A 24,939-nucleotide genomic window follows, 5' to 3' on the forward strand; every position below is an offset into this window, starting at 1 on the left:
GTGAAGTTCACCGACGGCTACTGGCTGCTGCGCGAGGGTGTCACCGCGGCCCATCCGGTCGAGGTCCTCGACGTCACCGCCCCGGACGGCGTACTGGAGATCCACGCGCCGACCCAGCCCATCCGCCACCGCGGCGACCTGCTGAAGGGACCGGTCGTGACGATCACCGCGCACACTCCGATGCCCGACGTCATCGGCGTGACCCTCACCCACTTCGACGGGGAGCAGCCGCGCGGGCCCGAGTTCGAGCTCACCGGAACGGAGGTGGCCGCCCACACCGAGTACGACGAGGAGCACGCGACCCTCACCTCCGGCGCGCTGTCGGTCCGGGTGGCCCGCACCGGCCCCTGGCACGTCGACTTCCTCGCCCACGGCCGCGTCCTCACCTCCAGCGGCGCCAAGGGCATGGGCATCATGCGGGACGGGACCGGCGCCCACTATCTGCGGGAGCAGCTGGGGCTCGGGGTGGGCACCAGCGTGTACGGCCTCGGGGAGCGGTTCGGGCCGCTGGTGAAGAACGGGCAGGTCGTCGACATCTGGAACGCCGACGGCGGCACGGCCACCGAGCAGGCGTACAAGAACGTCCCCTTCTACCTCACGGACGCGGGCTACGGCGTCTTCGTCGACCACCCGGGCAAGGTGTCCTTCGAGGTCGGCTCGGAGGCGGTGTCCCGGGTCCAGTTCAGCGTCGAGTCGCAGCAGTTGACGTACTACGTGATCCACGGGCCGACCCCGAAGGACATCCTGCGCAAGTACACCGCCCTCACCGGGCGCCCGGCCCTGCCGCCCGCGTGGTCCTTCGGGCTGTGGCTGTCGACGTCGTTCACCACGTCGTACGACGAGGAGACGGTGACGTCGTTCATCGACGGCATGCGGGCGCGTGAACTCCCGCTCTCCGTCTTCCACTTCGACTGCTTCTGGATGCGCGAGTTCAACTGGTGCGACTTCCGGTGGGATCCCCGGGTCTTCCCGGACCCGGAGGGCATGCTGGCCCGCCTGAAGGACAAGGGACTGCACGTCTCGGTGTGGATCAACCCGTACATCGCCCAGCGCTCCCCGCTGTTCGCCGAGGGCAAGGCGCTCGGGCATCTGCTGCGGCGGCCGGACGGCAGCGTGTGGCAGTGGGACCTGTGGCAGCCGGGCATGGCGCTGGTCGACTTCACCAGCCCGGCCGCCCGCGACTGGTACGCGGCGAAGCTGGAGGCGGTTCTCGCACAGGGCGTCGACTGCTTCAAGACGGACTTCGGGGAGCGCGTCCCGGTCGACGTGGCCTGGGCGGACGGCTCCGACCCGGAGCGGATGCACAACTACTACACCTACCTCTACAACCGCACGGTCTTCGAGGTGCTGCGCAAGCACCGCGGCGAGGGCGAGGCGGTGGTCTTCGCCCGCTCGGCGACCGTGGGCAGTCAGCAGTTCCCCGTGCACTGGGGCGGCGACTGCGAGGCCACGTACGCGTCGATGGCCGAGTCGCTGCGCGGCGGGCTGTCGCTCGGGCTGTCCGGCTTCGGCTACTGGAGCCATGACATCGGCGGCTTCGAGGGCACGCCGACGGCCGCGCTGTTCAAGCGGTGGCTGGCCTTCGGGCTGCTGTCCTCGCACAGCCGGCTGCACGGCTCCTCCTCCTACCGGGTGCCGTGGCTGTTCGACGAGGAAGCCGTGGACGTGCTGCGGCTGTTCACCCGGCTGAAGCTGAGCCTGATGCCCTACCTGTACGAGGCCGCCCGCACCGCCCATGCCGAGGGGGTGCCGGTGATGCGGGCGATGGTGCTGGAGTTCCCGGACGATCCGGGGTGCGCGCACCTGGAGCGGCAGTACATGCTCGGCCCGGACCTGCTGGTGGCGCCGGTGTTCAGCGACGAGGGGGACGTGAGCTACTACGTGCCCGAGGGCACCTGGACCCACTTCCTGAGCGGGCGGACGGTGACCGGGCCGCGCTGGGTGCGCGAGCAGCACGGGTTCGCGAGCGTGCCGCTGCTGGTCCGGCCGGGGGCGGTGATCCCGGTGGGGGCGGTGGTGGACCGGCCCGACTATCCGTACGCGGACGGGGTGACCCTGCGGGTGTACGGGCTGGAGCGGGGCGCGCAGGTGACGGTGCCGGTCGGGGACGTGACCTTCACCGTCGTACGCGAAGGGGACACGCTGCGAGCCTCGTCCGGGGACCCGGTGACACCGTGGGCGCTGGCGGCCGGGGAGCGCACGGCCCGGGCGCGGGCCGGTACCGGGTTTCTCACGCTGGAGCTGGGCTGATGGTGAAGATCACCGATGTGGCGCGGCGTGCCGGGGTCTCCCCCAGCACCGTCTCCTACGCGCTCAGCGGCAAGCGCCCCATCTCCGAGGAGACCCGGCAGCGGATCGAGGCGGCCATCGACGAGCTGGGCTACCGGCCGCACGCGGGCGCCCGGGCCCTGGCCAGCAGCCGGTCGAACGTCCTGGCGCTGGTGATCCCCTTACGGGCCGGCATCCACGTCCCGGTGGTCATGCAGTTCGCGGTGTCCGTGGTGACGACGGCACGCCGGCACGACCATGACGTCCTGCTCCTCACCCAGGAGGAGGGTGAGGACGGGCTGCGCAGGGTCGCGGACACGGCGCTGGTCGACGCGCTGATCGTGATGGACGTTCAACTTCACGACCCCCGGCTGCCGTTGCTGCGCTCGCTGGACCGGCCGTCCGTGCTGATCGGGTTCCCCGCCGAGCCGGACGGGCTGACCTGCATCGACCTCGACTTCAAGGCGGCCGGTGAGGCGTGCGTGGAGCATCTGGCGCGGCTCGGGCACCGGGTGGTGGCGTTGGTGGGGTCGCCGCCGGAGGTGTACGTGCGGGGGACGGCGTTCGCCCAGCGGGTCGTCCAGGGCTTCACGGCCGCCGCCGACCGCGGCGGGCTGTCCAGCACCGTCCACCCCTGCGAGGCCTCGCCTGCGGCGGCCCGTCTGGTCGCCGAGCAACTGCTGCGCGAACAGCCCGCGTTGACGGGAGTCGTCGTCCACAACGAGCCGATCCTGGAGCCGCTGATCGACGCCTTCGAGCAACTCGGCCTCCGGGTCCCCGGCGACCTCTCCATCACCGCCATCTGCCCCGACGAACTCGCCGAGTCCGTCCGCGTCCCCGTCACCTCCGTCGCCCTGCCCTCCGCCGAGGTGGGCGAGCGGGCGGTACGGCTGCTGATGCAGAAGCTGGACGGAACCGTCGTACCCGAGGCGACACTGCTACCGCCCCGGATGACCGACCGGGCGAGCACGGCGCCGCGGGCGCTCGGGTGAACAGTCGTCGGTCCTTGATGCCGTCGAGGCGCTCTGTGTGCTGTACTTGGACGTGAGGAGGGCCCCCGCATCGGACCGGATATCCGCGCGGAGGCCCAAGCTCAGCAAGAGCTCGCCGGATGCCCCCACCGTGGAAGGGGACATCCGGCTACTTGCTGAGCCACCAGAGCAGCCACCTCCTCACGTGCTTCGCAGCCCGCTCCGGCAGGCGCCGGATCAGCCGCATGACGAGAGTCGGCTCTTGCTCACGGTGACGCCTCATCTGGAGGCGCCCTCCCTTCGACGTGAGGCGGCCTCACACGGTCCCGGGACCGCTCTCGTCGGGCCGGGCCCCGAGGGGACGGGGCCCGGAGTGAAGGGAGGACGCACCCATCGGGCGCGTCACAAGGCAAGGTTAGCGGATCATGCGCCGCTTTCGTTACCGTCAGCGTTCATTCCGCTACGTTCGGTCAGTCATCCTGGGCGAGGTGCTCGATCCCGTAGGGCACGTGGTCCTCGCCGTAGCCGAAGCGTTCGCCGAGGGTCCGGCAGCGGGCGTACTGCCGCTTGGTGAGTGACTTGAACGCCACGTGCAGGACCCTCAGCAGCAGCCGGAAGCCGAGGTCGGGGTCGACCTGGACGACGACCTGCTCCAGGGCGGTCACATGCTCGGGCTCCAGCAGCGGTGCGGCTTCCCGGAGTTCGTGCAGGACCGCGTCCGCCAGATCGGCTCGGACCGGGGGCAGGGTGGGGATGTGTGCGGGGGCGACCTCGGTCAGCCGCGCCCGGCAAGCCTCGGCGATCCGGCGCGGCCAGTCCCGTCCGGCGGTTCCGAAGCGGTCGGGGTCGGTGTTCGACGCGGCGGCCCAGAGGGTGGTGAGGGTGTCGTCGGACAGCGGGGAACGGAGCAGCCGGACGGTGTCCTCCCACAGTACGAGCGCCTGGACGCCGGGGATGTGATAGCCGTCGGCGGTGACGGACTGGTGGAGGAGTTCGGGCGCCGGGACGCACACCTCCCACCCCGGGTCGCATCGCCGGGCGAGTTCCGAGAACCCGAAGTCTCCGTCGAAGTGACGCCGCGCGACCTCCAGGGGCCGCCATACGACGGTGAGCCCCTCGTAGACGACCTGGAAGTGATACCCGAACGGGGCACTGAGGTCGCCGAACCTCTCGCAGCGCTCCTCCGGGACCGGCACGGCCGCCGTCTTGAGCGCGCGCAGGTAGAGCCGGAACCCGAGATCGAGGTCAGCGCGGGTGGCGACCTCCTCGAGTGCCGGCGCCAGGCCGGGGAGTTCGCCGGCGGACGCCCGGATCTCCGCCAGGATCGCGTCCCGGACAGTGGCGACGGGCGGCAGGCGCCAGAACGACCACGTGGGGGCCGGCTCGCGGCCCACCATCTTCCGGGGCGGACGGGCCGCGCAGGTCGCGTCCATCCGCGCGAGCCAGTCCCGCACGCCGGTTCCGTGCGCCCCCGGATCCCACACGCCCCCCGTGGCGGCGAGCCACACGGCGCCGAGCACCTCGTCGGACAGCGGGGAGTCCAGGAGCTTGCCCAGGTCCGCGCGGAGTTCCTCGGCGTACCCGAAGTCGTCGTGGAACACGTCGTACCCGAGGATGTGGCGTTCGTCCTCGCTGAGCCGCTCGAAGCCCGACATGTCGACGGGCGTGTCGCCCTCGTACTCGGCGAGCTTCTCCATGACGAGTGCGAGTGCCGCCTCCTCCGTCCCGGGCGGCGTCGAGAGGGCGAACGACTCGGTCAGGCCGCTGAGCCCGAAATCGGCGTCGTACTTCTCGTAGTAGGGGCCGAGCTGCTGCCGCAAGGTCTGGACGCCTCCGAAGATCGGTGCACGACAAAGGCCCCGCCGCTCGCGAGCGACAGGGCCTCGGCCACATGGGATGAGTGGAGATGGCGGGAATCGAACCCGCGTCCAACGGTGCGGAATCAGGGCTTCTCCGTGTGCAGTTCGCTGTGATTTTCTCGGCCCCGGCGATCACGCGAACAAGTCGCCGACGGGCCCAGTCACTGTTAGATTTCCCTCTTCACCCCGTGACCGGGATCAAGGTTTAGTCCCCTAGCTGATGCCAGGATCCGGGTCGGGAACAGCCCCGGGCTGACACTCCTATGAGAGTTCGCTAGCTGCTAATTAGGCAGCGAGGGCGAACGAGGAGGAATCGCGCTTGGTGTTGGCGATTATTTTTTGCGACATATGGTTTACGAGATCATTGCCGCTTCCTCGACACGCTTCCCCTGCTTCGACAGCCGCTGTCGAAACCGATCATCCCCATGTTGCTGTGTTTAATTTAAAAACAGCTCAAAACCGCTCCACACCCGCTGTGGGGTGCGGTAGCCATCGTACGTGACCAACGCGGGTCCATGCCAGCTTATTCCCGGCGGCCGGGAGGGCTAGGCACCCCGCTGCTTGCGCTTCGCCGCCGCGATCGCCCGGTCCGACTCCCGCCGGTCCTGCTTCTCGCGCAGGGTCTGCCGCTTGTCGTACTCCTTCTTGCCTCGGGCGAGGGCGATCTCGGCCTTGGCCCGGCCGTCCTTGAAGTACAGGGCGAGGGGCACGATCGTGTGACCCGTCTCCTGGGACTTGGACTCCAGCTTGTCGATCTCCTCGCGGTGCAGGAGCAGCTTGCGCTTGCGGCGCACGGAGTGGTTGGTCCAGGTGCCCTGGCTGTACTCGGGGATGTGGGCGTTGTGCAGCCACGCCTCGTTCCCGTCGATCTGGACGAAGCCGTCGGTCAGCGAGGCGCGTCCCTGGCGCAGCGACTTCACCTCGGTGCCGGTGAGGACGAGCCCGGCCTCGTAGGTGTCGATGATCGCGTAGTCGTGCCGGGCCTTCTTGTTCTGCGCGACGATCTTGCGCTTGCCGTCCTTGGCCGCCTTCGCGGCCCCTCCGCCCTGCTTGGGCTGGGACTCCTTCGGTACGTACATTCCCTTGCTCATAGTGCCGTCCATTTTCGCACTACGGAGGGGTCCCCGGGAAAGCCGTTTACGACGGGTCGCCCAGGCCCGTGAGGACGGTCTCCGCCCGCTGGAGCGCGTTCTGCCCTGCCTCCAGGTCGGGGGTGATGCCCCGGCCGTCGACGGCGCGGCCGGAGGGGGTGCGGTAGTGGCCGACGGTCAGCTCGGCGACGGAGCCGTCGGGCAGCTTGCTCGGCATCTGGACCGAGCCCTTGCCGAAGGTGCGGGAGCCGATGACGACCGAGCGGCCGCGGTCCTTCAGGGCGCCGGTGAGCAGCTCGGCCGCGCTCATCGTGCCGCCGTCGACCAGGGTGACCAGCGGTCTCGCGGTGTCGCCGCCGGACGCGGCGTGCAGGGCGTGCTGCTTGCCATCGACGTCGTAGGTGGCGACCAGGCCGCCGTCGAGGAAGGCGGAGGCGGCGGTGGTGGCCTCGGTGACCAGGCCGCCGGAGTTGCCGCGCAGGTCGAGGATGAGCCGGCCGTCGGCCGGGGCCTCGCGGACGGCGGTGCGGACGGTGTCGCCGGAGCCCTTGGTGAAGGCGGCGACCCTGATGACGGTCACCCCGCCGGCGAGCTTGCGGACGGTGACGGAGTCGGTGGAGAGGCGGGCCCGGCGCAGTGTCTCGCTCCACGCGCGCGTGCCGCGCTCCAGGCCGAGCCGGACGGTGCTGCCGGCATGCGCGTCCTGGGCGTCGCCGCGGAGTAACGAGACGACCTCGGTGACGGGCAGTCCGCCGACCGGCCGCCCGTCGATGCTGCGCAGCCGGTCGCCCGGGCGGACCCCGGCGCCGGCCGCGGGCGAGCCGGACTGCACCTTGGTCACCTCGATACGTCCGTCGCGCTCGCGGCGCGCCCACAGGCCGACGCCGGTGTACTCGCCGTCGAGGGCCTCCTGGAACTCCTCGTACTCCCCCTCGGAGTACACGGCGCCCCAGCGGTCCCCGCTGCGGCTGACCGCGCGCTCGGCGGCCTCCATGGGGGACTTGCCGTCGGCCAGGGCCTCGGCGGCGGCCTTCTCGACGCCGTCGTGCCCGGTGGCCTGGCGGGCGGCTCCCTGCATGGCGGTGCGTCCGGAGGCGCCCGAGTGACCTGGGTGGTCGCCGTCCGGGAGGGCGCCGGTGGCGGCTCCGGCGGCGAGCACGCCCGCGAAGACCAATGTCAGGGCGGCCCCGCGGCCGAAACGGCGGGGCTGGCAGAACAGGTCGCGGCCTGACATGCGGGTGAGTCTAGGACAACGCGAAGGGCCGTACGCTCGCTTGAACGTACGACCCTCTTGGCATGCGTCACACCTTCAGGTACTTGCGCAGCGCGAAGAACGCGGCCAGCGACGGCATCAGCAGGCTGGTGGCCAGGATGAGCGGAAGCTTCGTCAACACGGCGTCCCAGCCGATGAAGTTGATCAAGTTCAGCTTCTGCGACAGGGCCAGGCCGTGGTCGATGATGAAGTACCGCGCCACGACCAGGAATCCACAGGCCACCGTGCCGCCGATCAGCCCGGCGACAGCGGCCTCGGCGATGAACGGCGCCTGGATGTAGAAGCCGGAGGCGCCGACCAGCCGCATGATCCCGGTCTCCCGCCGACGGCTGAACGCGGAGACGCGCACGGTGTTGACGATCAGCATCAGCGCGACCACCAGCATCAGCGCCATGACCATCCGGGCGGCCCAGTTCATGCCGTTCAGCAGCCCGAACAGGTTGTCCAGGATGCCCTTTTGGTCCTGCACGGACTGCACGCCGTCACGCCCGTCGAAGGCGGTCGCGATGACCTGGTACTTCTGCGGGTCCTTGAGCTTGATCCGGTACGACTCCTGCATCTGGTCCGGGGTGAGCGAACTGGCCAGCGGGGAGTCGCCGAACTGCTCCTTGTAGTGCTTGTACGCCTGGTCCTGCGACTCGTACGTCACCGTCTGGACGACCGTCATCTTCTTCAGGTCGGTGAGGATCTGCTTCTTCTGGTCCTCGGTGACCGCACCCTTGGTGCACTTGGGGTCGGAGTCGGCATCGCTCTTGTTGCAGAGGAAGATCGAGACGTTGACCTTGTCGTACCAGTAGCCCTTCATCGTGCTGACCTGGTCGCTCATCAGCAGCGAGCCACCGAACAGGGCCAGGGACAGGGCGACGGAGACGATCACCGCGAAGGTCATCGTGAGATTGCGGCGGAGACCCACACCGATCTCCGACAGTACGAACTGGGCGCGCATGGCGTCTGGTAAGCCTTTCCGTGGATCCAGGATCCGGGGGGATCGTCAGTGCTGGTAGCCGTAGACGCCGCGTGCCTGGTCGCGGACGAGGCGGCCCTTCTCCAGCTCGATGACGCGCTTGCGCATCTGGTCCACGATGTTCTGGTCGTGCGTGGCCATGACGACGGTCGTACCGGTGCGGTTGATCCGGTCGAGCAGCTTCATGATGCCGACGGAGGTCTGCGGGTCGAGGTTGCCGGTGGGCTCGTCGGCGATCAGCAGCTTGGGTCTGTTGACGAAGGCCCGGGCGATGGCCACGCGCTGCTGCTCACCGCCGGACAGCTCGCCCGGCATCCGGTCCTCCTTGCCGCCGAGCCCGACGAGGTCGAGCACCTGCGGCACGGACTTGCGGATCTCGCCGCGGGACTTGCCGATGACCTCCTGCGCGAAGGCCACGTTCTCCGCGACCGTCTTGTTGGGCAGGAGCCGGAAGTCCTGGAACACGGTCCCCAGCTGGCGGCGCATCTGCGGCACCTTCCAGTTGGAGAGGCGCGCGAGGTCCTTGCCCAGCACGTGCACCTGTCCGTGGCTGCACCGCTCCTCGCGGAGGATCAGCCGCAGGAAGGTGGACTTTCCGGAGCCGGAGGACCCCACCAGGAACACGAACTCGCCCTTCTCCACTTCCAGGGACACTTCCCTGAGTGCGGGGCGGGTCTGCTTGGGGTAGACCTTGGAGACATTGTCGAATCGGATCACGGATGCACCACGGGTCGCCGGGGGTAGATGTGCGTGACCATACGCGAACCGGGTACGGAAGCGCAGTCGCCGGTCGAGGTTGCGGGGGGCTTGTGCGTTTTTGTGCCCGGTGATGTCTCCCCGGGTCACAGCCCCGGCCTCGACTCCGGCCCCGCGGGAACCGCTGGAACCTGGCACAGTGGAGGGGGAACGTTCTCGGTTCCGGAAACGTTATATGGGTGATGGCCGGTGCAAGGAGGGCGAGCGCATGACGTACGACCGGTTGGTGTGCGCGAACTGTGCGGCGCCCGTGAGTGAGGGCCGGTGCCCCGTGTGCCGCGCCAACCGCGAGCGACTGCAGCAGGAGAACTTCCTCGCGGGACTGAACCCGATGACGCTGATCGCGCTGCTGGCGGTGCTGATCGCCGCGGTGGCGCTGCTGGCGCACCAGACCGCGTGAGAGTTCCCGCCCAGTACGCCTGAAAGGGCCCGGAGCGCCAAGCTCCGGGCCCTTCACTGTAAGCGATGGGCACGCATCGTACCCGATCGGCTACCGTCAGGCAGCCGCACCGCCCCGGCCGCCGACGAGGCGCGGCAGGACGCGGAAGCCGATGCCACCGGCGATCATGGTGGCGGCACCGATGATCAGGAACGCGGTCTGCCCGGCACCGGTCTCGGCGAGCTCGGAACCGCTGCCCTGGGCCTTGGCGCCGGAGCCCGTGGTGTTCGAGCCGGTGTCGGTGAGGGCGGAGGTGCCCTCCTCCTGGGCGGAGGTGTCGGAGCCGCCGCCGTCGGGGTTGTTGTTGTTCCCGCCGCCGTTGCCGTGGCTACCGCCCTGCGAGGGCTCGGAGGTGGCGGTGGGGTCCTGGGAGGGCTGGGCCGTGGTCGGGTCCGGGTCCTCGGTGGGCTCGGTCGGCTCCTCGGTGGGGTCCGTCGGCCCGTCGGTCGGGTCCGTCGGGACCGTGGTGGGGTCCGTCGGGATCGTGGTCGGGTCGGTCGGGGTGGTGGGGACCGTGGTCGGGTCCGTCGGGCCCGGGTCCGGGGTCGGGTTCTCGTCGGCGCACAGCACGCCGAGCACGCAGTCCGACTCCGTGGCGGAGGCGGCGCCCGCGGCGGTCAGCGAGGCGCCCGCGGCGATCACGGCGCCGGCGGCTATCCGCGCGATCCGGATCCGCGTCTTCTTCGTCATATGGTTGCTACCCCCAGTAGCTGTAGGTCAACTGAGCGGCGCATGGGGTCGGCCGTGATCGACGGAGGCAGCTGACGAAGTTCAAGTCACCGCGTGAGGCCCCCGGTTCACATGCGCCCCAGAGATACGCATGCCACGCTGCACCCTTCCGATTTTTCAAAGCAACGTCAAGGCCGTTGCGGGCGCAATGTCCATCGGTGGGCCGTATGCCGGGAGTTGCGGTGTGTAAGTGTGATGTAGAACCCAGACAAAACAGCAACTGCCGCCCGGTGGGCGGCAGTTGCCAAGTCGACAAAGTTACTTCTCTTGCTGCTTGCGCCAGCGAATACCGGCCTCGAGGAAACCGTCGATCTCACCGTTGAACACGGCCTCCGGGTTGCCGACCTCGTGCTCCGTCCGCAGGTCCTTGACCATCTGGTACGGGTGCAGCACGTACGACCGCATCTGGTTGCCCCAGGAGTTGCCGCCGTCGCCCTTGAGGGCGTCCATCTTGGCCTGCTCCTCCTGCCGGCGCCGCTCGAGCAGCTTCGCCTGGAGGACGTTCATCGCGGTGGCCTTGTTCTGGATCTGCGACCGCTCGTTCTGGCAGGAGACGACGATGCCGGTGGGAAGGTGCGTGATGCGGACGGCGGAGTCGGTGGTGTTCACGCCCTGACCGCCGGGGCCTGAGGACCGGTAGACGTCGATGCGCAGCTCGGACTCGTCGATCTCGACGTGGTCGGACTGCTCGACGACGGGCAGGACCTCCACGCCCGCGAAGGAGGTCTGGCGGCGGCCCTGGTTGTCGAAGGGCGAGATGCGCACCAGCCGGTGCGTGCCCTGCTCGACGGAGAGGGTGCCGTAGGCGTAGGGGATCTGCACGGCGAAGGTGGTGGACTTGATGCCCGCCTCCTCCGCGTACGAGGTCTCGTACACCTCGGTCTTGTAGCCGTGCTGCTCGGCCCACCGCAGGTACATGCGCTGGAGCCGCTCGGCGAAGTCCGCGGCGTCGACACCACCGGCCTCGGCGCGGATGTTCACGAGCGCCTCTCGGGCGTCGTACTCGCCGGACAGGAGCGTGCGGACCTCCATCTCGTCCAGCGCCCTGCGGACGGCGGCGAGCTCGGACTCGGCCTCGGCACGGGTGTCCGGGTCGTCCTCCTCCTCGGCCATCTCGAAGAGCACGGCGAGATCGTCGATCCGTCCGCGCAGCGCCTCCGCCTTCCTGACCTCGGCCTGGAGGTGGGAGAGCCTGCTGGTGATCTTCTGCGCCTCGTCCGGGTTGTCCCACAGGGACGGCGCGGCCGCCTGCTCCTCGAGCACGGCGATGTCTGCCCTCAGCTTGTCGAGGTCCAGAACGGCCTCGATCGACTCCATGGTGGAGGAGAGGGACTTGATCTCTTCGGATACATCGACGACTGCCACGCCATCCAGCGTAACGGTTCCTTCAGGCAACCCCGGCCGGAAAGGGCACCCGGCGCCGGTGCGGGGCCGCACGGCCGGACGGGCTCGTTTTCCTCACGGGGTCGAAGAGGTGTGCGTGTCCTGCGGGGAGGTTTCGGAGTCGTCGCCCGACGTCGCCAGCCACGCGCCCACCCCGAGCGCGGCCGCGAGCGTGAGTCCGGCCACTCCGAGGGTGATCCTGCGCCGCCGGGCGACCGCCCGGTGCCGGGCCGAGCCGGGGCGGGGCGCTCCGGCGGCCCGGGGGGCGCGTGCGGTGCCCCGGGCGCCGCCGGCCAGCTCGTCGGGCCCCGGTACGCGCATCGAGGTGTGCGTGTCCCGGTTGGAGTCCGGCTTGGCTCCCGGTACCAGGGACACCGCCCCGCGCCGCCGTACCGGCTCGTCCCCGGGTGACGCCGGGTACGCCGGTTCCTCGGCCGCCGCCTCCTCGGAGTGCTCCGCGTCCGGCTCGTCCACCTCCAGCGGGGGCATCCCGGCCAGCAGCGGCAGCTGCTCCCGCAGCCGGGCCGCCAGCTCCGACGCCCGCAGCCGCGAGGCCGGTGCCTTGGCCAGGCACTGCACGAGCAGCTGCCACAGCTCCTCGGGGATCCCGGGCAGCGGTACGACCGTCTCGGTCACGTGCCGCCGCAGTACGGCCCCGGGGTGTCCGCCGCCGAAGGGGGTGAAGCCGGCCAGCAGCTCGTACAGCACCGTGGCCAGGGCGTAGATGTCGACCGAGGCGCGTGGCGGCAGGCCCTCCACGATCTCCGGGGCCAGGTAGTCCGGGGTGCCGATGATCTTCGTGGCCCGGGTCCGCTTGGGCGAGTCGATCAGCTTGGCCACGCCGAAGTCGGTCAGCAGCGCCGGGTGCGCGCCGCCGGGGCCGAGCGGGCCCTGCATGTCCAGCAGCACGTTCTCCGGCTTGACGTCCCGGTGCACGACGCCGGCCGCGTGCGCCGCGGCCAGCCCGTCGGCGACGTCAGCGACGATCGCCACCGCCGCCTCGGGCGCGAGGCGCCGTTCACGTTCGAGCCGGGTGCGCAGGTCCGTACCCCGGACCAGGTCCATGACGAGCGCGAGGTCGTTGCCGTCGACCACCAGGTCGCGCACCGAGACGACGTTCGGGTGCTCCAGGCCGAGCAGGGCGGTGCGCTCCTGGACGAAGCGTCCGACGAGTTCCTGGTCGGACGCGAGGTCCTCGCGCAGCAGCTTGATGGCGACGGGCCCGTCCGGTCCCTCGCCCAGCCACACCGTGCCGGCGCTGCCCCGGCCCAGGATCTGGTGGGCGGTGTACCGGCTGCCGATCTTCCGTGCCAAGGCTGCTCCTACTGACGCGTGTTGTCGTTAAAAGTACGCGTCCGAGGAGCCAACCTTCACCGCGGAGACGGAAATCACCCGTCAGATGTCGACAAATCCCCAAACCAGCGATCAGTTGCCGACGGAACTCCCGAGGTCCCTGACCCATCCGGTCACCGTGCTGAACCAGTGCTTCAGCTCCTGGAAGTAGCCCCGGCCCGTGCCGATCCAGTGCTGCAAGGGGCTCAGCTCCCAGATCAGCCAGCCTGCGACGAACAGGATGACGATCGTGAACAGGCATCCCTTCAGGCAGCCGAGACCGGGGATCTTCATCGGGTTGGCGCTGCGCTGCCGCGGCTCCCGGGGCTCCCGGGCCGGCCGCCGGGGCTCCGCCGGAGCGGGCGGGGCGTACTGCTGCGGCTGCGGGGCGGCGTACCGCTGGGGCTGCTGCTGCGGCTGGCCGTAGCCGGGCGGCGGGCCCTGCTGCTGACGCTGCCGGGCCTGGCGCGGCTGGGGCTGCTGCGGGCGCGCCTGCGGCTGGGGCTGCTGCTGGGGGCGGGCCACCTGGCGCTGCGGGCGGCGGCGCAGCGGGTCCTCGTTCGGGTCGAGGTACTGGATCTGGGTCTGCTCGTTGCGGTCGCGGGCGGCGCGCAGCTGGTTCTGCCAGGGGTGCGGCTGCTCCGGCGACTGGCCCTGCGGTCCGGCGCCGGGCTGGCCCTGCGGCATCGGCGGCATGACGGCGGTCGGGTCGGCGGCCCCGGTGTTCGGCAGTACGGCGGTGGGGTCGGCCGCGCCGGCCGGGCCGCCGCTGTGGGGCAGGACACTGGTCGCCCCGTTGGGGTCGTACGCTCCGGGCGCCGAGCCCGTGGGCAGCACCTGCGTGGGGTCGGCGGCCCCGGGCGCGCCCGGTACGGCGGTCGGCGCCGGGTCGGGGGCGAGCAGTGCCCCGACGCCCTCGGCGGCGGCGATCTGCGCGCTGTTGGCGTGCACGCCGATGCCCTCGGCGACGACACGCAGGCCGCGCGCCAGGTTCACGGCGCTGGGCCGTTCCTCCGGGTTCTTGCGCAGGCAGCGCTCTATGACCGTCCACAGCGGGTCCGGGACGGTCGAGGGGCGGCGCGGTTCGGCGCTCAGGTGCTGGTGCAGGACCTCCAGGGCGCTGCCGCCGGAGAACGGCGGGTGGCCGGTGACCAGCTCGTACAGCAGGATGCCGGCGCCGTAGATGTCGACGGCGGAGGTCTGCGGGCGGCCCTCGGCGCTCTCGGGGGCGACGTAGGCGGGCGTGCCGACGAACTCGTGGGTGCGGGTGAGGCCCGGGGAGTCGGCCAGGCGCGCGATGCCGAAGTCGGTCAGCAGCGGGTGCAGCTGGCCGTCGTACTGCCTGAGCAGCACATTGGCCGGTTTCAGATCACGGTGGACGACGCCGTCGTCGTGGCTGGCGGCGAGCGCGTCGGCGATCTGCGCGGTCATCAGGGCGGCGGCGACCGGCGTGAGGGGGCCGTTCTCGCGCAGGTACCGGTGCAGGTCGGGGCCTTCGACGAGGTCCATGACCAGCGCCAGCAGGTCGCCCTCGACCACCAGGTCACGCACCTGGACGATGTTGGGGTGGGTGAGCCGGAGCAGGACGGAGCGCTCCCGGAGGAACCGCATGACGATGTCGGGGTCGCTCGCCAGCTCCTCCTTGAGGACCTTGATCGCGACGGTCTCGCCGGGCTGGCCTGGCACGGCCGCCTCGGCGCCCGCGGTCTCACGCTGGCGGGCTCGCCAGACGGTGCCCGTGGCGCCGCGTCCGAGCGGCTCCTCGAGCAGGTACTTGCTGCCTACCGGCCGCACGTCATGCGCTCCCTGTTGCTTGCTTGCCCTTACCGCTTACCTATTCCGACCCACTGTAGTGCCGCTCCCCAAGGCACTACGTAAGCGTTCCGGTGCACGTTCGAAGGAAAGACGCTCGCCTCGGTCTTCAGGTTGCCGTGGCCGGACGTGACCGATCTCAACTGATCACCCGTGCACTACTGGTCAGGCACTTTTAGGGACAGAGCTGACCAATCAAGATCACTTGACGCCGGGCGAGGGGCGCGTTGTCAGTGGCGGGTGCGAGGATGCCTGTCAGTACTGGCCGACGTGCTCGTGTGTGGTGGGGGAAGTCCGCGCCCGCGCAGAAGGGACCGCTGACGGCGATGCAGATCCGGCTGACCGTCGTAGACCCGCTGGGCCCGTCCCCGCAGCGGGGCCGCGCCGCGAGCCGCGACGTGCTCGTCACCGCGCCCGCGGGCACGGCCCTGTCCGCGGTGGCGTCGGCGCTGGCCTCGGCGGTCGCCGGCGACGGCGGCCGCGAGACCGCCGGCGGCGCCCCGGCCGTGCTGTACGCGGGCGTGGAGCGGCTGGACGCCGGCCGGGCCACTCTGGGCGAGCCCCCGCTGGTCGACGGCGCCGTGCTGTCCGTGGGCGCCCCCGCCGAACCGGAACCGCACCCCGAGCTGGACGACGCCCCGACCCAACTGCACGTGGTCGCGGGCCCGGACGCGGGCGGCGTCCACCTGCTGCACGGCGGCCAGGTCACCATCGGCCGCTCCGCCGACGCCGACGTCCCGCTGGACGACCCCGACGTCTCCCGCCTGCACTGCGCGGTCACGGTCGCCGCCGACGGCCGCGTCTCGGTCGCCGACCTGGGCTCCACCAACGGCACGGCGCTGGACGGCGCGCGCGTGGGCGACCGGCAGCTGCGGTTCGCCCCCGGGGCACTGCTGCGGATCGGCGAATCGGCCTTGCGGCTTACTCCGTCCGGGGGGCCCGGGGCCCGGGTGGAGACGATGCCCGACGGGGAGGGATGCGTACGGGTCACCCCCGGGGACGCGGCGGCTCCCGCGCGCGTGGGACACGACGGCACGCCCCTGGGGCACACGCGGCACGCCTACGGCCCGGCGGGCTGGGGCACCGCCGACGCGACGCCGGACGCCCGGGAACAGGGGGCCGCGGAGCCGGTCGTACCGGGGCAGGGCGGGGCGCCCCGGATCGAGAGCCGGGACAGCGGGGACACCCACGCGGGCCCCTTCGGGGTCGGCGGGGTCGGCGGGGCCTTCGCGGCGCCCGGCACGGCGGACGATCCCGCCGCACCGGGCCAGGCCCCCGGCGCCCGCAAGCCCACCCCGCTCCGTGGCACCGACATCCCGCAGGGCGTCCGCAGACGCGGCGGGCTCGGCGCCTGGGCGCGACGGCTGACCGGCGGACGCGGCGAACCGGCGGCGGACCCCCGGGCGTACGAGGAGCAGGGCCCCGGCGAGACCGCCCCGGCCCCGGCCGGCCTCCTCCCCCAGCAGCCGGACATCTGGCCGGACCCGGCGGCACTGCTGCTCACGGCGCTGGGCCCCGGGCCCCGGCTGTGGGAGCGCGGGCCGGGCCACCCGGAGACCCTCACGGTCCGGCTGGGCACCGCCGACCGGGCCATGCCGGACGGCTCGGGCCTGCTGCCCGCCGTCCCGGTGACCGCCGACCTGCGGGAGGCCGGGGCGCTGGGCCTGGCCGGACCGCGCCCGCGGCTGTCCGGGCTGGCGCGCGCGGTACTGGCCCAGCTGGCCGCGCTGCACTCCCCCGACGCGCTGGAGATCGTCCTGCTCAGCCCGGACCGCGCCCGGCCCCTGGAAGAACGCACCGCGGAGTGGTCCTGGCTCGGCTGGCTGCCCCACGTACGGCCCGGCCATGGCCAGGACTGCCGCCTCCTGCTGGCCTACGACCGCGAACAGGCGGCGGCCCGCACGGAGGAGCTGCTGCGCCGCCTGGACGACCCGGCGATCCGGCAGGCGTCCACCGCCCGCCCGTACCCGGCGTCGGACGACAGACCCCCGGCCCCCGGCGGCGCCACCACTACCGGCACCGGCCACGGCACCGGCACCGGCACCGGCGGGCATGCCGCACCGGAGGCCGCGGCCCGCCCGGCCCGGCGCCCCTCCTGGGCGCGGGACGACGCCGGCGCGGGCCCCGGCGGCTTCCCCGGGCCGTTCACCGTGGTCGTCGTGGACGGCGATCCCGGCGGCGCCGCCCTGCGGGAGTCGGTGGCGAGACTGGCCCTGGAGGGGCCCCGGGCCGGGATCCATGTGGTGTGCCTGGCCGAGACGGCACCGGCCTCGCCCGCCTCGCCGGTGACGGACACGTACGAGGCGGCGTGTTCGGCGGCGCCGACGTTCCGCGCCTGCGGGGCCGTGGCGCTGCTCAGCGGCGATGTCGCCACCGCCCTGCGGCTGACGCGCGTCGCCCGGACCGACACCCCCACCGCCCCCGCCGGACCGGTGGGCCCCGGCACGGTCGCCGCCGTCGACGCGGTCTCCGCCGCCTGGGCGGAGCGGTTCGCGCGGGCACTGGCGCCGCTGCGGACGGACGGCACGGTCGCCGAGGGGCACGCACGCGTGGCGGCACCGCTGCCCCAGTCGGCGCGGCTCCTGGACGAACTGGGCCTCGCCCGGGCGACCCCGGCCTCCCTGATGGCGCGCTGGGCGGACGCGGCCGACGACAAGGAGTCGCTCGGCGGGCGGGCCTGGGCGGTGCTCGGTGCCGGGCCGCGCGGGCCGCTCTGCGCCGACCTCCTGGCCGAGGGACCGCACCTGCTGATCGAGGGGCCGCCCGGCAGCGGCCGTACGGAGCTGCTGCGGGCCGTCGTCGCCTCGTTCGCCGCCGCCGAGCGCCCCGACCGCCTGGGCATCGTCCTGATCGACGGCCGGGACGGCGTCGGCACCGGATCGGCGCACGGCGAAGGGCTGCGCACCTGTACGGAGATACCGCACGTCACCACCCACCTCACGGTCAACGACCCGGTCCGCATGCGGGAGTTCGCCCAGTCCCTGAGCGCCGAGCTGAAGCGGCGGGCCGAGCTGCTCGGGCGCGCCGACTTCGCCGAGTGGCACACGCACCGGGAAGTCTCCGGCCGGATCGTCGCCCAGCGCACACCCTCCGGGCGGCCCGCTCCCGGGGCGGGCGGGACCGGCGGTGCGGGGGACCTGGAGTCACCGCCGAGCTCGACCATGCGGTTGCGGCCCGGGGCGGCCTCCCGGCGGCAGACCGAGGCGACACCGCCGCCGCTGCCCCGGCTGGTGGTGGTCGTGGACGACCTCGACGCGCTGGTCTCCCCCGCCCTCGGCTCACCGGGCCGGCCCGCCGCGGGCTCGGTGATACGCGCGCTGGAGGCGGTGGCCAAGGAGGGTGAGCGGCTCGGCGTCCACCTGGTGGCCGCCACCGGCCCCGGTGGCCGCACCGCCGAGTCGGAACCGGCCCGCCGGGCCACCCTCCGCGTCACCCTGGACGCGCCGTCCACCGGCCCGGACGAACCGGCGCCGGGACGCGGCCGGCTCGCCCACGCCGACGGGCGCATATCCCCCTTCCAGGGCGGCCGGGTGACCGGCCGCATCCCCCGCACCGCCACCCAGCGCCCCACGGTCGTCCCCCTGGACTGGCACCGCATGGGCGACCCGCCGACCCGCCGTCCCGTCCGCGAACTGGGCAACGGCCCGACGGATTTGGCCCTGCTGGCGAGTGCGGTGGAGCGGGCGGCGCGGCAAGTGGCGGCCGCGGAAGTCCCGTCGCTTCTGTAGCTCTCCGTAGTGCCGGCCGGACCGGCACTCCGTAGTGCGCATACGGGCCTAATCACGAGCCGGTCACGATCCCCCGGTTGACACCGCAGGCGCTCTTGCCGCCTTCAAGTCACCCGGCGTAGACCGGACGCCACGGGACAGTGCTCATACGTTCAACGAAGAACGAAGAACGGGGCAGTGATGCGTAGCAACAGCAACACCATCCGGACAAACAGGGCCGTCACGACATGCGCCGCCCTCCTCGCGGGAGCGCTGGCGCTCACCGCCTGTAGCGGCAGCGACGACAAGAAGGACGACGGCGGCAGCAGCAGCGGGCCGAGCGCGAGCGGCTCCACCGTCTCCCTCCCGAAGCTGAACGGCGCGAGCCTGGAGGTCGCCGCCGTCTGGACCGGCACCGAACAGAAGAACTTCAAGCAGGTCCTCACGGAGTTCGAGAAACGCACGGGCGCCAAGGTCACGTTCGTACCCGCGCAGGACCCGATCATCAACTTCCTCGGTTCGAAGATCGCCGGCGGTCAGCCGCCGGACATCGCGCTGCTGCCGCAGCCCGGCGCCATCAAGCAGGCCGTGGACAAGAAGTGGGCCAAGCCCCTCGGCGCGGACGCCGTCAAGGAGCTCCAGAAGAACTACTCGCAGGGCTGGCAGGACATCGGCAAGGTCGGCGGCAAGCAGTACGGCGTGTACTACAAGGCCGCCAACAAGTCGCTGATCTGGTACAACGCCAAGGCCTTCGAGAACGCGGGCGCCAAGGAGCCGAAGACCTGGCAGGAACTGCTGAAGACGGCGCAGGCGGTGTACGACTCGGGTGTGACCCCGTTCTCGGTCGGCGGCGCCGACGGCTGGACCCTCACCGACTGGTTCGAGAACGTCTACCTCTCCCAGGCGGGCCCGGAGAAGTACGACCAGCTCGCCCAGCACAAGATCAAGTGGACCGACCCCTCGGTGAAACAGGCGCTCACCACGCTCGCCCAGATCTGGGGCAAGAAGGACTATGTCGCGGGCGGCGCGAAAGGCGCGCTCCAGACCGAGTTCCCGGCCTCCGTCACCCAGACCTTCACCGGCGGCGACCAGCCGAAGGCGGCCATGGTCTACGAGGGCGACTTCGCGCAGGTCAACATCGGTGACACCAAGGCGAAGGTGGGCACGGACGCCAAGGTCTTCCCGTTCCCGGCGGTGGGCTCGTCCGCGCCGGTGGTCTCCGGTGGTGACGCGGCCGTCATCCTCAAGGACTCCAAGGCGGCCCAGGCGCTGGCCACCTTCCTGGCCTCCCCGGACGCGGCGTCGATCCAGGCCAAGCTCGGCGGCTACCTGTCCCCGAACAAGAGCGTCCCGAACTCGGACTACCCGAACGAGGTGCAGCGCACGATCGCCAAGGCACTGATCGCCTCCGGCGACGACTTCCGCTTCGACATGTCCGACCAGGCCCCGCAGGCCTTCGGCGGCACCCCCGGCAAGGGCGAGTGGAAGGACCTCCAGGACTTCCTGATGAACCCGAAGGACGTCGCGGGTACGCAGGCGAAGCTGGAGAAGGACGCGGCGGCGGCCTACGGGAACGGGAGCTGATCCGGTCATGTCGTCGGCAGCGGCGGCCGGGGCCCCACCGGGCCCCGCCGCGCCCAAGAGCCGCAAGAGCGTGACCGGCACCCGCAGAACCGTGGCAGCGCTCTTCCTGCTGCCCGCGCTGGTGCTGCTCGGCGCGCTCGTGGTCTATCCGATCGGGTACTCGGTCATCCGCAGCTTCTACAACGCGAACGGCGACGGGTTCGCCGGAGTCGACAACTACAAGGCCCTGTTCACCGACGACGGCATCCGCACCGCCCTGAAGAACAACATCATCTGGGTGGTGTTCGCGCCGACGGTCTCCACCGCGCTGGGTCTGATCTTCGCGGTGCTGACCGAACGGGTGCGCTGGGGCACGGCGTTCAAGCTGGTCGTCTTCATGCCGATGGCGATCTCGATGCTGGCGGCCGGGATCATCTTCCGGCTGGTGTACGACCAGGACCCGGACAAGGGCGTCGCCAACGCGGTGTGGGTGGGTGTCCACGACACCTTCGCCCAGTCGTCGGCGTTCCCGAAGGCGCACCCGGGCCGCGAGTCGCCGCTGAAGACCGACGGGGGCGGTTTCATCACCTCGTCGCCCGTGCACACCGGCCAGGTCGTCACCCTGCCGCTGGTCGGCGTGGCCCCCGACCAGATGCCGGACAGCGCAAAGAAGGCGGCGGCGGCGAAACCGGAATCCGGGAAGATCACCGGCACGACCTGGCAGGACTTCACCCGGGGCAAGGGCGTCGGCAAGCTGGGCGCTCCCGATCCGTCCGAGCTGGGTTACCCGGGCATGCGGATCGAGGCGGTCAAGGACGGCAAGGTGGTGGCCTCCACGAAGGCCGCCGGCGACGGCACGTTCACCCTGCCCGCAGCGGCGGACGGGGCCCGACTCCGATTGCCCGCGAGCAACTTCAAGGAGCCGTACAACGGCGTCGACTGGCTCGGCCCGTCGCTGGTCACCCCGGCCATCATCGGCTCGTACGTCTGGATGTGGGCGGGCTTCGCGATGGTGCTGATCGCGGCCGGGCTCGCGGGTGTGCCCCGGGAACTGCTGGAGGCCGCCCGGGTGGACGGGGCCAACGAATGGCAGGTGTTCCGCAAGGTCACCGTCCCACTGCTCGCACCGGTCCTCGCGGTCGTCGTCGTCACCCTGATGATCAACGTGCTGAAGGTCTTCGACCTGGTCTTCATCATCGCGCCGGGCTCCTCCCAGGACGACGCCAACGTGCTCGCCCTGGAGCTGTACCGAAAGGGCTTCGCGGAGAGCCAGCCGGGCATCGCGAGCGCGATCGCGGTGTTCCTGTTGCTGCTGGTGATCCCCGTGATGCTGTTCAACATCAGAAGGCTCAGGCGGGAGGTGAGGCGATGACCACGCATGCCGGAAGTCTGGGCGAGGTGAAACCCGTCGAGACCGTGAAGGCCAGGCAGTCGCTGGGCTCCAGGCTCGTGGAGAAGCTCGGGGGCGGACTGGTCCGCGTCTTCCTGATCGTCGTCGGTCTGTTCTGGCTGGTGCCGACCATCGGCCTGCTCGTCTCCTCGCTGCGCGCACCGGAGGACATGAGTGCGACCGGCTGGTGGCACGTCTTCAGCAAGCCGTCCCAACTCACCTTCGACAGCTACCAGAAGCTGCTGGAGAACAGCGACATCACCAGTTCGCTGTGGAACACCGTCCTGATCACCGTCCCGGCGACCGTCCTGGTCGTGGTCATCGGCTCCCTCGCGGGTTACGCCTTCGCGTGGATGGAGTTCCCGGGCCGCGACTGGTGGTTCCTGGCCGTGGTGGGCCTGCTGGTCGTGCCGGTGCAGGTCGCGCTGATCCCGATCGCCGAACTGTTCGGCAAGATCGGCCTGTTCGGGACGATCTTCGGGGTGGTCCTGTTCCACGTGGGCTTCGGTCTGCCCTTCGCGGTGTTCCTGCTGCGGAACTTCTTCGCGGAGATCCCGCGCGAGCTGCTGGAGGCGGCCCGGCTGGACGGCGCGGGTGAACTGCGCCTGTTCGCGCGGGTGGTGATGCCGCTGGGCGGGCCCGCCATCGCCAGCCTGGGCATCTTCCAGTTCCTGTGGGTGTGGAACGACATGCTGGTCGCGCTGGTGTTCACCAAGTCCGGCAGCCAGCCGATCACGGTCGCGCTCCAGACGCAGGTACGCCAGTTCGGCAACAACATCGACGTCCTGGCACCCGGAGCGTTCATCTCCATGGTGATCCCGCTGGCCGTGTTCTTCGCGTTCCAGCGGCAGTTCGTGACGGGCGTGATGGCGGGCGCGGTCAAGTAGACGGTCGAGCAGGCGCGCCTGACAGCCCTGTTGGAGGGGCGGGCCGGGACACCGGCCCGCCCCTTTTCGTTCACCGGGATGTCCCCCACATGCCGTACAAACCGTAACCAGGTCACTCCATTGGCCGTTCCCGGGCAGAACGCCCGCGCCGACCGACCCATGGATGTCCCTTGCCCAGGTTCAGTGTCATTGTCCCCGCGTACAAGGTCCAGGCGTACCTGTCCGAGTGCCTGGACTCGGTGCTCTCGCAGTCGTATCCCGATCTCGAACTGATCGCCGTGGACGACCGCTCGCCGGACGCCTGCGGGACGATCATCGACGAGTACGCGGCCCGGGACGCGCGCGTGCGGGCGGTGCACCTGCCCGAGAACCAGGGGCTGGGCCGCGCCCGCAACGCGGGCCTGGCGCTGGCCAGGGGCGACTACCTGGTGTTCCTGGACGGCGACGACACCCTCACCCCGGACGCGCTGCGCGCGATCGCCGACCGGATCAAGGCGACCGGGGAGCCGGACGTCCTGGTCTACGACTACGCGCGCACCTACTGGACGGGCGAGGCGGTCCGCAACAAGGTCGCGCTCCTGCTGGCCGAGCAGGGCCCGGCCCCCTTCCGCCTCGAGGACCGCCCGGGACTGCTGAAGGTGCTGATGGTGGCCTGGAACAAGGCCTGCCGGCGGGAGTTCGTCGAACGTGAGGGCTTCCGCTTCCCGCCGGGCTACTACGAGGACACCCCCTGGACCTTCCCGGTGCTGATGACGGCCGGGTCGATCGCCACGCTCGACCGGGTGTGCGTGCACTACCGGCAGCGCCGCCAGGGCAGCATCCTGCGCACCACCAGCCGCAAGCACTTCGACGTCTTCGAGCAGTACGACCGGGTGTTCGCGCACGTCGAGGAGCGGCCGGAGCTCGCCCGGTGGCGGCCGGAGCTGTTCCGCCGCATGGCCGACCACCTCGTGACGGTGTACACGCGCCGCGACCGGCTGCCGCGCGGCACCCGCGCCGAGTTCCTGCGCCTGGCCCGCGCCCATCTGCGCCGCTACCGCGCCCCCGGCGCCCCCGCCCCTGTGCGCGTCCGCCTCCGCCACACCCTGGTCCGCCTGGGCCTGCACCACACCTACGGCGCCCTCCGGTCCACCGCTTCGGCGGTCCGCCGCACACGCAGAGCGGCCGCCAGGTGCGTCCGTGCCGTGCGGGGCGCCGCGCTCCGGCTGCACTACCGGATCCAGCTGCGCCTTCCGCTGCGCGCCGACCGCGCGGTGTTCGCCGCGTACGGGGACCGCGGGTACGGCTGCGAGCCGGGCGCCCTGGAGGCCGCGTTCCGCACGCACGCCCCGCACGTGCGCACCGCCTGGATCGCCCGCCCCGAGCACCAGCACACCGTCCCGCCGGGCACCCGCAGGCTGCGCCCGGGCACCGCCGCCTACTGGACGGCGCTGGCCCGCTCCAGGTACCTGGTCAACAACGTCAGCTTCGACCGCCGGCTGGTCAAGCGCCGCGGCCAGGTCTTCGTGCAGACCCAGCAGGGCACCCCGCTGGGGCACATGGGCCTCGACCTCCAGGAGCGTCCGGCGGCCGCCCGGGACACGGACTTCGAGGAACTCCTCGAGGGCGTCGACACGTGGGACTACGTCCTGTCCGCCAACCGCCACTCCACCCTGACCTGGGAGCGCGTCCACCCCGGCCGCTACACCACGCTGGAGTACGGCAGTCCGCGCAACGACGTCCTCCAGCGGGCCACCTCCGCCGACGTCACCCGGCTGCGCGAGTCGCTCGGCATCCCGCGGGGCGCGATCGCGATCCTGTACGCCCCCGCCCACCGCGACTACCGCCGCACCCAACGCCCCGCCCTCGACCTGGAGCGGATCCTGCGCCGGCTGGGCCCGCGCCATGTGATCCTGGCCCGCGGCCACGACCGGCACGGCGCGTCCCTGGGCGAGGGCGGCCGGATCATCGACGGCCGGCTCATCGACGTCAGCGGCCACCCCAGCGTCGAGCAGCTCTGCGTCGCCTCCGACGCACTGCTCACCGACTATTCGCCGATCATGTTCGACTACGCCAACCTCGACCGGCCGATCGTCGTGCACACCGGTGACTGGGAGGCGTACGACGCGGCCCGCGGCACCTATTTCGACCTGCGCGCCTTCCCGCCGGGCGCGGTCGCGCGCACCGAGGACGAGCTGATCGACATCTTCGCCACCGGCCACTGGCGCGGCTCCCGCTCCACCCAGCTGCGCGCCGCGTTCCGTGAGCGCTTCTGCCCGCACGACGACGGACGGGCCGCCGAGCGGGTCGTAAGGCACGTCGTGCTGGGCGAGCCGGCGGGGCTGCCGAGGGTCGTGCCGCTGGAGCACCGCAACCCGGTGCCGTCGGCGGTGTCGGCGCCCATGCGCGCTCCGCTCGCCACCGTGCCGCAAGCTTCCGGCCCCGTCCCCGTCACCGAGAGCCGCTGAACGCCGTTTGTCATTCCGGGAGTTCCCATGCCCCACAGCACCTCGCGGCCCACTCCGTCCCGGCCGTC

17 protein-coding genes and 1 other RNA gene are annotated in these 24,939 nt (G+C 71.5%); 8 read left to right on the top strand and 10 right to left on the bottom strand.

All coding sequences use genetic code 11. The features are described 5' to 3' along the window. On the top strand, positions 1-2,250 hold the full coding sequence (yicI, locus tag ACH45E_RS29455) for an alpha-xylosidase (RefSeq protein WP_361452812.1): 2,250 nt from the start codon (positions 1-3) through the stop codon (positions 2,248-2,250). Then, positions 2,250-3,260, top strand: coding sequence for a LacI family DNA-binding transcriptional regulator (locus ACH45E_RS29460; protein WP_361452809.1), 1,011 nt, complete (start codon positions 2,250-2,252; stop codon positions 3,258-3,260). Before yicI ends, ACH45E_RS29460 begins: the two co-directional genes overlap by 1 nt. A 449-nt stretch (positions 3,261-3,709) precedes the next feature. On the opposite strand, the gene ACH45E_RS29465 is transcribed toward ACH45E_RS29460, so the two are convergent. The 6 genes from ACH45E_RS29465 to ftsE form a co-directional block, all read right to left on the bottom strand. Next, positions 3,710-5,059, bottom strand: coding sequence for a hypothetical protein (locus ACH45E_RS29465; RefSeq protein ID WP_361452806.1), 1,350 nt, complete (start codon positions 5,057-5,059; stop codon positions 3,710-3,712). Positions 5,060-5,137: 78 nt separating this feature from the next. Beyond that, positions 5,138-5,523, bottom strand: a transfer-messenger RNA (tmRNA) gene (gene ssrA / locus ACH45E_RS29470). A 120-nt stretch (positions 5,524-5,643) separates the two neighbouring features. Next, positions 5,644-6,189: an SsrA-binding protein SmpB gene (gene smpB / locus ACH45E_RS29475; RefSeq protein ID WP_361452803.1), complete on the bottom strand. Its 546-nt coding sequence runs from the start codon at positions 6,187-6,189 to the stop codon at positions 5,644-5,646. 46 nt (positions 6,190-6,235) lie between these two features. Next, a complete protein-coding gene (locus ACH45E_RS29480) occupies positions 6,236-7,423 on the bottom strand; it encodes a S41 family peptidase (RefSeq protein ID WP_361452800.1) in 1,188 nt (395 codons plus the stop codon). A gap of 67 nt (positions 7,424-7,490) precedes the next feature. Continuing rightward, positions 7,491-8,408 (bottom strand): permease-like cell division protein FtsX, encoded by a 918-nt coding sequence (gene ftsX / locus ACH45E_RS29485; RefSeq protein ID WP_361452797.1) that lies wholly within the window; start codon positions 8,406-8,408, stop codon positions 7,491-7,493. 45 nt (positions 8,409-8,453) lie between these two features. After that, positions 8,454-9,143 carry a cell division ATP-binding protein FtsE gene (gene ftsE, locus ACH45E_RS29490; RefSeq protein WP_132851613.1) on the bottom strand — a complete coding sequence of 230 codons (690 nt, stop codon included), beginning with the start codon at positions 9,141-9,143 and terminating at the stop codon, positions 8,454-8,456. 247 nt (positions 9,144-9,390) lie between these two features. On the opposite strand from ftsE, the gene ACH45E_RS29495 reads away from it, so the two are divergent. Continuing rightward, positions 9,391-9,582: a hypothetical protein gene (locus ACH45E_RS29495; RefSeq protein ID WP_361452794.1), complete on the top strand. Its 192-nt coding sequence runs from the start codon at positions 9,391-9,393 to the stop codon at positions 9,580-9,582. 96 nt (positions 9,583-9,678) lie between these two features. Here ACH45E_RS29495 and ACH45E_RS29500 read toward each other — a convergent pair whose 3' ends face one another. The 4 genes from ACH45E_RS29500 to ACH45E_RS29515 form a co-directional block, all read right to left on the bottom strand. Beyond that, complete coding sequence (locus ACH45E_RS29500; protein ID WP_361452791.1) at positions 9,679-10,311, bottom strand: hypothetical protein; 633 nt, start codon at positions 10,309-10,311, stop codon at positions 9,679-9,681. A gap of 297 nt (positions 10,312-10,608) precedes the next feature. Then, positions 10,609-11,715 (bottom strand): peptide chain release factor 2, encoded by a 1,107-nt coding sequence (gene prfB / locus ACH45E_RS29505; protein ID WP_361452788.1) that lies wholly within the window; start codon positions 11,713-11,715, stop codon positions 10,609-10,611. Positions 11,716-11,808: 93 nt separating this feature from the next. Further along, entirely contained in the window at positions 11,809-13,047 is a 1,239-nt protein-coding gene (locus ACH45E_RS29510; RefSeq protein ID WP_361452785.1) for a serine/threonine-protein kinase, read from the bottom strand. 111 nt (positions 13,048-13,158) lie between these two features. Continuing rightward, positions 13,159-14,859 carry a protein kinase gene (locus ACH45E_RS29515; RefSeq protein ID WP_361452782.1) on the bottom strand — a complete coding sequence of 567 codons (1,701 nt, stop codon included), beginning with the start codon at positions 14,857-14,859 and terminating at the stop codon, positions 13,159-13,161. Between the two features lie 344 nt (positions 14,860-15,203). Between ACH45E_RS29515 and ACH45E_RS29520 the strand changes: the two genes are divergently transcribed. The 5 genes from ACH45E_RS29520 to ACH45E_RS29540 all read left to right on the top strand — a co-directional run bounded on the left by ACH45E_RS29520 (position 15,204) and on the right by ACH45E_RS29540 (position 24,871). Continuing rightward, on the top strand, positions 15,204-18,605 hold the full coding sequence (locus tag ACH45E_RS29520; RefSeq protein ID WP_361453029.1) for an FHA domain-containing protein: 3,402 nt from the start codon (positions 15,204-15,206) through the stop codon (positions 18,603-18,605). Between the two features lie 180 nt (positions 18,606-18,785). Next, the gene (locus ACH45E_RS29525) at positions 18,786-20,168 is read left to right on the top strand and encodes an ABC transporter substrate-binding protein (protein ID WP_361452779.1); all 1,383 of its coding nucleotides are present in this window, start codon (positions 18,786-18,788) and stop codon (positions 20,166-20,168) included. A gap of 7 nt (positions 20,169-20,175) precedes the next feature. After that, a complete protein-coding gene (locus ACH45E_RS29530; RefSeq protein WP_399041782.1) occupies positions 20,176-21,519 on the top strand; it encodes a carbohydrate ABC transporter permease in 1,344 nt (447 codons plus the stop codon). After that, on the top strand, positions 21,516-22,424 hold the full coding sequence (locus ACH45E_RS29535) for a carbohydrate ABC transporter permease (protein ID WP_361452776.1): 909 nt from the start codon (positions 21,516-21,518) through the stop codon (positions 22,422-22,424). The genes ACH45E_RS29530 and ACH45E_RS29535 overlap by 4 nt, the downstream gene beginning before the upstream one ends. Before the next feature lie 170 nt (positions 22,425-22,594). Next, on the top strand, positions 22,595-24,871 hold the full coding sequence (locus ACH45E_RS29540) for a bifunctional glycosyltransferase family 2 protein/CDP-glycerol:glycerophosphate glycerophosphotransferase (RefSeq protein ID WP_361452773.1): 2,277 nt from the start codon (positions 22,595-22,597) through the stop codon (positions 24,869-24,871). The last annotated feature ends 68 nt before the right edge of the window (positions 24,872-24,939 follow it).

Origin of the sequence: Streptomyces sp. NPDC020299, assembly GCF_044387825.1 — a bacterium.
In the GTDB taxonomy this organism is placed as follows: domain Bacteria; phylum Actinomycetota; class Actinomycetes; order Streptomycetales; family Streptomycetaceae; genus Streptomyces.